Below are 11,857 nucleotides of genomic sequence, written 5' to 3' on the forward strand. Positions count from 1 at the left end.
GTTAGACCCTTCCCATTATTACTTCTATGTTATGTTCCATTCCATCATCTTGTAAAGTGATAGGGAAATTTGTCAGGTTACCATCTAAAAATACCTCTTTAACCCCTTTATTATATTTTTCTGGGTTTCTTACCGTAATTAAATATGATGTTTCTCCATAGTTATACTTGATGGTATATTCCTGCCAGTCTTTAGGAATACAAGGATCAACCGTCAGTTTATCCCCTGATAACTTAAATCCAATTATATGTTCAAGACCTACTCTATACATCCATCCAGCAGCACCGGTGTACCAAGTCCAGCCACCTCTACCTATATGGGGTGCTACAGCATATACATCGGCAGCTATCACATAAGGTTCCACCTTATATGTGGATGCTTCTATAGGTGTTCTTGAATGATTTATCGGATTAACTAAATTGAACAGTTCCCATGCCTTATCTCCATCTCCCTTTAAAGCATAGGCTAAAATAACCCAGATTGCTGCATGGGTGTATTGCCCTCCATTTTCTCTAACACCAGGTACATAGCCTTTAATGTATCCAGGCTGTTGATCACTTTTATCAAAGGGTGGTGTAAAAAGCTGAATTAAACCTTGATCCCTTTTTATCAAATACTTTTCTACTGAATCCATAGCCATTTGGATTCGCTCGGTATTTTTACCTCCTCCAGATATTATGGACCAAGTCTGTCCTAAAGAATCAATGATACATTCGGTATTTTGAGAAGAACCTAATGGTTTTCCATTATCATAGAAAGCTCGGAGATACCACTGACCATCCCATGCATTTTTTTCTATATTTTCCACTATTTCTTCTGCTATTTTTTCATACCTAGCTGCCCTATCACTTTCTCCCATATATTCTGTTATCCCTTTAAAATCTTGGAGAATTTTATACAAGAACCAGCCTAACCAAACACTTTCCCCTTTACCTTTATTACCAACTGTACTCATGCCATCATTCCAGTCTCCAGAACCCATCAAAGGGATACCCCTTTCTCCAAATTTAAGGGATCTTTCTATGGCTCTAATACAGTGTTCGTAAACTGAAGCTTTTTCCATAGAAATTCTGGGGATTCCATACCTTTCATCTTCCCTTCCTAAGGGTTCATCTTCTAAAAAATGAACCTCTTCTTTGAGAATTTCAAAATCCCCTGTCCTCTTTACGTAATCGGCGGTAACTAATGGCAGCCATAATAAATCATCGGAAAAACGGGTTCTTATCCCTTTATCTCCAGCCCCTGGATGCCACCAGTGTTGAACATCTCCTTCTACAAACTGATGGGCACAATGGAGTAATATTTGCTCTCTAGTAACAGTTGGTAAATTAAATACTAAATTCATCGCATCTTGTAATTGATCTCTGAATCCATAGGCTCCACCGGACTGATAAAAGGCAGATCTGGCCCAAATTCTACAAGAAAGAGTCTGATAAACTAACCAGCCATTTAACATCAAATCCATAGATTGATCGGGGGTTTGGATTTGGATTTTCCTTATTAACCCTTGCCAGAATCTGGTTACTCCTTTTAAGGCATTTTTACACTGGGCCAATGACTTATATTTAGTTGCTAAGTCAAGGTACTGTCCATCAACATCATACCCTGTTATAAAAGTCAATTCTGTTTCTGCTAAAGCCTTTAGTTCAATGGTTGTTTGAATAGCTGCACAGGGTTCCAATCCAGCTCCAACTTTGTTGCTCAACCTTTGATATTTTAAAGCTAATGGATTTGACATATCTCCTGTTAATCCAATAAACTCCCGGCGATCTCCAGTATAACTATCTATTTTCTCTGATGAGGTTATAAAAGCAACTCCATTGGAGAAATCAATGTTATAAGGATTTTTTACTACTAAACTTTGGGTTTTCTCACAAAACTCAGTTATTATATAATTCTTAGTAGTTTGTTCACTTACCCCTAGGACTGGTTTTAAGTAATAGGTTATGGTAAGTTTTCTCTTTTCCCCTGATCCATTTTTTAATTTCAACAAACTAATTTTAACTGAGTCTTTTTCAGGTACGAAAACCGTTAACTCTTGGTTAATGCCATTGCTATTATGGTTAAAAGTTGTATAACCAATGCCATGACGGACAGTATAACTTTCTTTTTCTCTAACGGGGAGTGGAGTTGGAGTGAAAATTTTTCCTGTTTGGTCATCCCGGATACAGATAACTTCCTCTGAAGGGTCTGATACCGGATCATTAGACCAAGGAGTGATTTTATTTTCTCTACTGTTTTCTCCCCAAATAAATCCAGAACCACTTTCTGATACTAAAAAACCAAATTTTTTATTGGCTATGACGTTTATCCATGGTGCCGGGGTTTGTTTTTCCTCTTTAAGGCGGATTATATATTCTAACCCATCCTCTGAAAAGCCACCATATCCATTATAAAACTGAGTTCTTAATGGTTCATCTATACTGAGATAGCTGATATTTTGAGGTAAAAACTCCATTTCTTTTACATCTGGTGGAGTATAGGAAAACTCTATTTGACGGCTTAAAGCCCCTTTATCACCATGAATAATAATCCTGGCTACACTGTACAGTAAAGTTACATCTTCCTTAGCCATTTGTTTTGCATTCCTAATAAATACACCTCCAGGGGTATCTAGTAAATGCCTACCATGGCTAACAGAGACCATATCATTTAACATCTGTTGCAATGGTTGTAAGTAACTACTCTCTTCCTCATTTAGTACTACTAAATCCACCTTTAGTCCTTTAGATGTCCAATATTCATGGGCCTTTAGAAGACTTTGGAAAATAGATGCCTCTTCTGAATTTTTAACTACTAATAGAACAATTGGCAAATCTCCTGAAATCCCATAACTCCACAGGGCGGTTTGGTTTCTATTATTTTCTTTAATGATTTCTCTATATCTTTCTTTAGCAGGGCTAAGATAAATTAAAGAAGAAATCATATCTTGATAAATCTTCAATTCTTCCTTTTTAATATCCAAAAAGGACATTTCAACTTGACTTCTGGTATAGGCAAGATCAAAGCTTCGGATTATTGTATTGAAATCCCGATACTTCTTGGCTAAATCCAAGACTTCATCTTTACTATCACCAATCCCTGTAATGAATGTAACTTGTACCGAACCTCCAGCGGGAACATGTACCTTTTTCCTTAAACTAAAACAGGGATCTAAAACTATACCAGTAGAATCAGTTAATGGGTTTTGATAAGCAATAGCATTTTTAATATTTTTACCTCTGCCAATAAAATTACCTCGCATAGTCTCATATTGTAATCCTCCCACAGATTGACCATTGACTACTATTGTGTGAAAACCCCATATTTCCCCTTTATGTTCTTCCCTAGGCCGTCTAGAAGCAATAAGGCATTCATATTCAGGGACCATTTCTGTCCGCAAGAATAAATTACTGAAAGCAGGGTGGGCTAAGTCGGCAAGATGGTTTCCTAAAACTAGTTCCATAAAGCTAGTAACTTCGATGGCAGCATCTGTTACATTGTGGTTAGAAAGGGTTATTTTCCTAATCTCTACATTATCTTCTGATGATACAGTAACTTCCATTTTAGTCGTTATATTATCATCATGGCGATAATATAGAGCTTTATCATTATAAAACTTGACTTTATAACTATCTCCTTCATCCCCTAGTGGTTCATACCCAGCAGACCACAGTTTATCATCTTTTTTAAAGATGATATATGTTCCATATTTACCTATAAGGGAGTCTTCTCTCCATCTAGTTATATTATTGTCTAAACACTTACTATATCCCCCTCCCCTTTCATTTAGCATTACTGAGTATCTACCATTGGTTATTATGTGACAGCTAGGTAAGTATGGTGTAATCCCTTGGTACTCCCGGATTAACTCTTCTCCTTTAGTTACATATGTGGGAAGATAATCTTCAACTTCTTTAAATTCTTTAGTTATAACAGCCCTTACTGGAACCCTTTCTTGTAATAAAGTTTCCCCTGCCCTGATCATAGGGTTTTGGTGAAAACGTTTTTGTAGGATATTATCATATAGGAAGTTGTCTAATGCCATAAGGATCATCCCTTGATGATGGGCCATAAAACTTTTAACTATTTTTTTATCTTTACCGTGAATTATTGATCTTGCGGGGGTGTAATCAACAGCTTCATATAAACCATATTGACCACCAAGTCCTTCATTTAGTAATTTTTTTAAATTTTCTATAACCCCTTTAGGGTCAAAGGAAATTGCCAAAATACAAGCATATGGTGAAATAACGGTATCATTGGTCAACCCCCTTTTTAAACCGAGTTCCGGTATACCAAAGGCTTTGTACTGATAATTCAATGCTAAATCAAAGGTATAGTAACCAGATTCAGATACACCCCAAGGAACCTTCCTTTTCTTAGCATATTTCTTTTGGGCTAGTATTACCCCTTTGTAGGTCTCATCTAAAAGGGTATCTCTATAATTTTTCAAGAGTAAATTAGGCATAAAATACTCGAACATGGTACCGGTCCATGATACTAGGCTCCTAGAACCATCAACTATAGATAATCCCCTACCTAACTTAAACCAGTGTTTCTTAGGTATTTCCCCTTTACTAATGGCAAGATAACTGGTAGTTCTAGCTTCTGAAGCCAGTAAATCGTAGTATGAATTAGTCAATCTCTCATCATCGACATTATAGCCAATGGAAAAGAGGTTTCTTTTAGAATCATAAAGGTAGATAAACTCTGTTTCTTCAATTATAGTTTCTATAGTTGAAAGGAGTTCTTTTACCTTTTCTTCAGAAACAGTTATCTTATCCAGCTTTTCTATTATCTTTTCTTTTAATCTAGCTATTTTCTGATTCTCTATTTCTTCATCCTCTATCTTTTGAAGTAACTTTTTGTATAGCCCTTTTAATTTGTTAATGGTATTGCTATTATCTAGTTCCCTTAACAATGTTTCTATTTTAGGAAATTCAACATATTCATTTGGTTGATCCTTTAAATAAAATTCTTCTAGTTCTCCTCTAAATTCTTGGAGCATACTATTATATTTTTTCTGCCAATACCCCTGTTCAGTTGTTCCCTTTAACCCTTCTAAAACCTCATTATATTTAGTGACACCCAACCCTTTAGTCTTTATATCTGTATTCTCTAACATAAATAGCATTTTACTATCTTCAAAAACTTCTGCCAAAAGGGCAGTATCCCTTAAACCTAATAACTTGTTGTAACAGAAAATCTCTTCATCACCAAATTCCTCTAAAGCTTCTTTAATAACTATTAAGTTACTAATGAAGTTTCCACTATCAACGGTGGAAACATAGGCTGGTTTTAGAACTTCAAGGGTGTTAGTGTCATACCAATTATATAGATGCCCATGCCAAGTTTCCAGTTTTTCCACAGTTTTCAAAGTATTTTCTAACCTTTGGAGGGTTTCTTTTACAGTTAGGTAACCAAAATCCTTAGCTATTATCACCCCTACTAACATACAACCAATATTGGTAGGAGAAGTTCTATTAGCTAAACCTTTAGGAGGATATACCTGATAATTATCTGGAGGAAGATAGTTATTTGTTTCATTAGCGAAATCTTCATAATAGCTCCAGGTTTTCCTAGCTAATTCCCTTAACAATTCAAAGTCTTCCCCTGACAATCCAGCTTTTTCTTCCCCAAAAGAGATATCCTGACTAATTTTATAAGCTATATATGGGGATACCGCCCAAAGAAAGACTATAGGTAAAGCATAAACAATATTTTGTGGAATGAAAAATAACACTCCAAAAATGGTAATTAAAGTAATAATTAACCCCGACTTCATCCTTACAAAATAACTTTTTAGATCATTTTGCAAACTTCTTTCCTGATCTGCTGCTGTAACCCATTCTAACATATTCTTTTTTGTAACAAAAACTCTGAATAATGTTCTAGTTATAGCATCTAATAACATATACCCTTGATAAGGTAAAAAACAGAAATTGAGTATAACCTGATACCAAAGGGCTGAAACACCATAAAACTTCCGGACATTTGTTTTACCATTATAACCTTTTTGGCTTTGCCCTACTCGAAAATACTCTATCGTATTTAATAGGGCAGGAAAAAAGGCAATAAAAAGCCCTATAAATAATAGCAGCCCTTGTCCTTTGTCAACAAAAAGTAAAGTCATGATAAAGAAGATTAACAACTTTACTGGAACTAGACTTCTTCGAAGATTATCAAAAATTTTCCATTTAGAAAGGGTAGATAAAGGATTTTTTACCCAATTATTTTCCCTATCCCTTACTTTACTAAAAAGCCAAGGAAGTAGCTGCCAATCTCCCCTTACCCAACGATGTAACCGCATAATATATGAACTAAATTTAGCAGGATAGCCATCAATTAACTCTACATCAGTGGCTAACCCTGTTCTTAAGTAACATCCTTCCAATAAATCATGGCTTAATACAGAATTCTCAGGAATATTTTTGTGTAATATTTCCCCAAATACCTTAAGATCATATATTCCTTTGCCTGTAAAAATCCCATGGGAAAACAAGTCCTGATAAATATCAGAACTGGCAGTGGTATAAGGGTCAATACCTCCTTGCCCTCCGTAAACCTTAGAGAAAAAGGTTTTGTTAGAACTTTCCACTGCTACCCCTATTCTAGGCTGGATAATACCATAACCTTCTTTTACAATATTGTTCTCTCCTATGATAGCTTTGTTTAGTGGATGAGCTATAATCCCTACAAGTTTTTTTCCGGTAGAAATGGGTAGTTGAGTATCGGCATCTAAAGTTATGACGTATTTTATCTCTTCTTTGGGAATTCCAGTAATCACATTGAAAGTAGTGTTATTACTTCCCAATAGGAGATTATTAAATTCTTCAACTGCTCCCCTTTTTCTTTCCCAACCCATCCACTTTCCTTCATTGGAGCTGTAAACCCTTTTTCTTATATATAGGAAGAATCTATTTTCCCCATATTTTTCATTTAATTGTTTTATTTCTTCCACTGCACAATTAATTATCTCTTGATCATTTTCACAGTTTTCTTCTTTAGAATCCTTTAAATCAGCCAAAAGGGCAAAGTAAAAGTTAGGGTCTTTATTTCCTTGATAATGGGTTTCCAATTGTCTAACCAATTCTTTTACTCTATCTATATTAGGAAGTAGAGTAGGAACAATAATAAATGTGGCATTTTCTCTACCTACCCCTGTTTTAAATTCTAATCTTGGTAATATTTTAGGATGGTAAATTTTTAACAGGAGATAATTAATTAGATGAACTACTACATCACTAACTGGTATAATTAAACTTAAAGAAAATAGTAAAGACAAAATTATGTTATTCCAATAGTAATTGGTAATAAAGAGAAAACACAGGGAGATTCCTAAGGTCAATGAAATAATAGGAGTAATATAGATCCCTAAAGGATTAGAAAGGGTTTTTAAGCCCTTAGCTTTTAATACTGAAGTTAATTCTTTAACCCCTTCATCTATAATATAAAAACCAACATGGGCATACTTATCCCTATAACCTTCATCCCACTTCCTTTGAGCTAAATCTACTGCAACTTGAGCAATTTTGGTTTCAGATCTATTTAATTTATTTGATAATCTTTCAATCTCTGTTCTATAGTAATCTCTAGATTCAAAATCCATTTTTTCGTAAATCTCTAAAGGATCATTCCTCAATATCTTTTCTACGACATTGAGGGATTCAAAAATATCATTCCAATCTAATGTAGATATGGTATTTAAACTGATGATGGAATTACCGATAGATATTTTTCTAGCAGCTTGTTCTCTATGTTCCTCTATTAATAGCTGTTGGATAGATGTGTTAAACTCCGATAGTTTTTTTTCTAAAAAGCTAACTACATCTCCTGTTTCTGTGTCCATCCTCCTCAACTGTCTCAATAAATGCTCTACAAAGGCTGGACTTACAGAGTCAGCAAACTCCATCTTTTCTTGTAAATACTGGATAATCTTCTCTGGTTCTTCCTTAGCTAGCTCTTCTGCTTTTCTCCACCATTTTTGATTTTGAGAAATATCTCGGCAGATAATATTTATGTTTTTGATTAATGCAATCCTTGCCATCAAGGAAATCGACCAAATTTCCCCTATGGATAATATCCTTTGGCTTTGATAACCTTTAATAAACTCCATTAAAGTTTCTTCTTCAATTTTCCCATCAGTATGGGATATATAGTCTAATAAAAGGGCGTAAACCCTCGGATATCCTTTAAAGACACCACTTTTTATTGTATACAACTTTAAAAATCTGTCTTTTAATAAATTTAATCTTACTTCCTTTACTTGTTCTTCAACTTTATAAAAATTATCAAGTAACCACTCGGAAGCTGGGCTCATAGGTTTTTTGTTTTGAGCTTCTATACTAAGTTCTTTATATACCTTAACTATTTCACTAAAGGTCTGATCTAGCTTCTTAATTAAGGGTCTAATGGGTTTAGGTTCTGAGTAAATCTTATGCTGTTTAGCTATTTCTTTAGCGTGATTCTTCAATTCTTCTCCTGTCAATATAACATCTTTTAATGATTCAATAGTTTGTAATTCAATTTCTTTTTTTGCTAGACTCATTTACTATCAACCCTTTCCCTTAAATCCTTCATTTTTTCGTCTCTAATATTCCCTTTACTTTATCTGTAAAAAACTCACAAAGCTCCCTAGCATACTCCTCTGTTACACCTTCAGCATATATCTTGAAAACAGGTCTTTCATTGTCAGGAAGAATTACTCCCCAACCTCGTTTATCTTCAATTCTAACCCCTTCAAAAAGTTCTTTATTAGTAATTTGATTTTCCATCATCAATTCTTTTATTACCCTTCCTTTATCCTCCCAGTTACATGGTACTTCCCTTTTTTGGTAATAAAACTTGGGTAATCCATCCATTAAATCCTTTAATTCTATCCCTTTTTGCACTAAAAAATCCAAGATTATCCCTAATCCCCATACAGCATCATAATTAAGAATAAATTGTAGGTAATTTCCTAAACCTTGATCATCCTTTAACATTTCATTCATTACCGCTGAGGGGCTATTTTTAGTTCTAATTACAGGGCAATTATATGTTTTCCCCAAACGATCCACCACTTCGGGGAAGGTATGGGGTGCAATTAGTTTTAGTTTTTCACCTCTATTTAACAAAATTTGATATACCAAGATTTGATAAGCTTCTTCCGCTACCATTCTTCCCCTGTTATCTATTAACACTAAAGATTCACCGTTTTCCTTAATAACAGCAGTTAAAATATGCTGACCCTTCCAGGCCTTTGCCCTGATTTTATCCATTACATGGCCATGGGAAATGTTATCTACAACTTTCCCGATAACCTTACAACCTAGCCCTTTCAAAAAATCAGTCCCTATTTCTAAGGCTTTTAATGAGCTGGAAAGTAAATTAACAGAAGGAGCAACTTCTTTAATTCCTTTCAGATTAGAAACATATTTTTTCCCTTCTTCTATGTAAAAATAATCTAGGTTATCTACTTGGATTACCTCTTTAATCTCCCCTACATCACAACGTTTTACCCCTTCAGTACAAAGGAGATTTTCTAGTTCCCTTTCTACACTTTTTGAAATATTAGCTCCTTTTTCATTTAGAAATTCTATACTGATAGTATTTGGTTTTAAGGCATCACCTTTAACATGGATTCCACCTAATGCATTAAAATGTCTAATGGCAAATCTAGTCATGGGCAAAATAGAATCCCTTACATCAATTACCCTTTGTCCTGTTGATTGGACTCCTGCTATAAAGGCATTTTTTATCAATGAAGAGCCTTTACTATCATCACCACCTACTACTATTGCCCCTTCCTTTTTAAAAACTGAACCAAAGGAACAACCTAACTTTGCTGCAAATTCCGGAGTCATATCGATGTTGATATCACCTTTTACACTTCGATTCCCAAAAATATTTTTCTTACTTTGAGTACCCCAAATTAGATTTTGAGTTAATACAGTTCCTTCTTCCACCCTTTTTTCCGGCCAAATCTTTACTTCTGGTTTTACAGTACTATCTTCTTTCAAAATACTTCCTTGACCGATCACGGAGTTTTCATAGACCTTAACCCTAGAGGATAATTGAACATCTGAACAAAGGACAGCCCCTCTAATTTCACAAAAATTGCCTAATTTTACACCGGTCCAAAGGGTAGAGTTTTTTAATGTAGAACTAGCCCCAATCTTACAATTATCACCTAAGACAGTATTAGGTCCTAATTCTACTCCATCATTTATAACACAGTTTTTACCTATATATAACGGGGGAATTAACTTAGCTTTTTTGGAAATTAAAGTACCTTCATCAACCCAAATACCCGGTTCTATTTCTTTTGCATAGACTGGTAATTGGAGATTTTCACTGAGCATATAAAACTGGGTTTCTTTATAGGAAGTTAAAGCTCCTATATCATTCCAGTAGCTATCCATTACATAACCGTACATGGGAATTTTTTCTTCTAATAATTTAGGAAATAGATCTTTACTAAAATCAAAGGTATCCCCTTTTTGATAATAGTCTAGGACTTCAGGTTCCAAGATATATATTCCTGTATTAATGGTATTACTAAAAACTTCTCCCCAACTGGGTTTTTCCAAAAATCTAAGGATTTTCCCATCAGAGTCTATTATTACTACTCCGTATTCTAAGGGAACTGGTTCTTTTCGGAGAACTAAAGTTGCTTTAGATTTTTTCTTTTTATGAAACTCAATGGCCTGAGTTAAATCAAGGTCTGTTAAAGCATCACCACTAATGACAATAAAGGTTTGATCTAAAAAATCTCCACAATTTTTAACACTCCCAGCTGTACCTAATGGTACTTCTTCCACAAAATAATTTAATTTTACATTTAATTGTTCCCCAGTTCCAAAATAGTCGATAATCTTCTCTGGTAAATACGCCAAGGTTACTGCAATATCTGTAATTGAGTGTTTACTTAATAAATTGATAGCATATTCCATCACCGGTTTATTTAAAATAGGTACCATTGGCTTAGGTAATCCACAAGTCAATGGCCTAAGTCTTGTTCCCTTTCCTCCTGCCATAATTACTCCTTTTATAGTAACCACCCCTTTACATATTTTAGATATTTTTATTTTGTGAAAAATCCTTGTTATTCATTCATAAAAAATAGAGTATCGCAAAACTACTGGTTAAGTAGTTAGCGATACCCTTTTTAGTAAACGGGGTGGTCATTTTGCCACTCCCCTTGATATATCAGTTTACCATCCCTATACCATTTACCTTGCCCATGGCGTTTGCCGTTATAAAATTCTCCTTCATATAATAAACTGCCATCTTCCCTATATTGTTTTCCTTCTCCATGAAAAATCCCTTCAACAAATTCCCCTTCATACCGCAAGGTACCATTATCATAATACAGCTTACCTTGTCCGTGGTATTTACCGTTTACATATTCACCTTGATATTTCACCACCCCATCCTTTGTATACCATGTACCAAATCCATGGGGTAAATTGTTTTTCCATCCCCCTTCATACCAAAGGGAACCGTCTTCATAATACCATTTTCCTTCTCCCTGAGGAACCCCATTGACAAAATCTCCTTGGTACCACAATGTACCATTTCTAAAACTTTTCCCTTGTCCATGTTGCCTGCCTTTATAAAATTGACCTTCATAAACCACCTGATTTTCTTCATTATATATAATGCCATATCCATGAAAATCTCCTTCAGAAAATTCTCCTTCATAATATAATTTACCCTCTTCAGTATAAAGCTTTCCTTTACCGTGGAACTGCCCCCCTTTCATTTCCCCTTCGTATTTTAGCGTCCCATCTTCATAGTATACTTTTTTGATACCACAACCAGCTTGTACAAAAACTAAAAAAATAAATAATACTAAAAGAATTTTTTTATATGTACACCCTTTCATCAAATC

3 protein-coding genes are annotated in these 11,857 nt (G+C 34.7%); all 3 read right to left on the reverse strand.

The window, feature by feature from the left end; translation table 11 throughout:
- Position 1: 1 nt before the first annotated feature.
- Positions 2-8,530: a glycoside hydrolase family 94 protein gene (locus BMX60_RS02125; protein WP_091348619.1), complete on the reverse strand. Its 8,529-nt coding sequence runs from the start codon at positions 8,528-8,530 to the stop codon at positions 2-4.
- Between the two features lie 28 nt (positions 8,531-8,558).
- On the reverse strand, positions 8,559-11,000 hold the full coding sequence (locus BMX60_RS02130) for a sugar phosphate nucleotidyltransferase (RefSeq protein WP_242945687.1): 2,442 nt from the start codon (positions 10,998-11,000) through the stop codon (positions 8,559-8,561).
- A gap of 131 nt (positions 11,001-11,131) precedes the next feature.
- A complete protein-coding gene (locus BMX60_RS02135; protein ID WP_091348623.1) occupies positions 11,132-11,851 on the reverse strand; it encodes an MORN repeat-containing protein in 720 nt (239 codons plus the stop codon).
- Between the last annotated feature and the right edge of the window lie 6 nt (positions 11,852-11,857).

It is taken from the genome of Anaerobranca gottschalkii DSM 13577, from assembly GCF_900111575.1.
In the GTDB taxonomy this organism is placed as follows: Bacteria; Bacillota; Proteinivoracia; order Proteinivoracales; family Proteinivoracaceae; genus Anaerobranca; species Anaerobranca gottschalkii.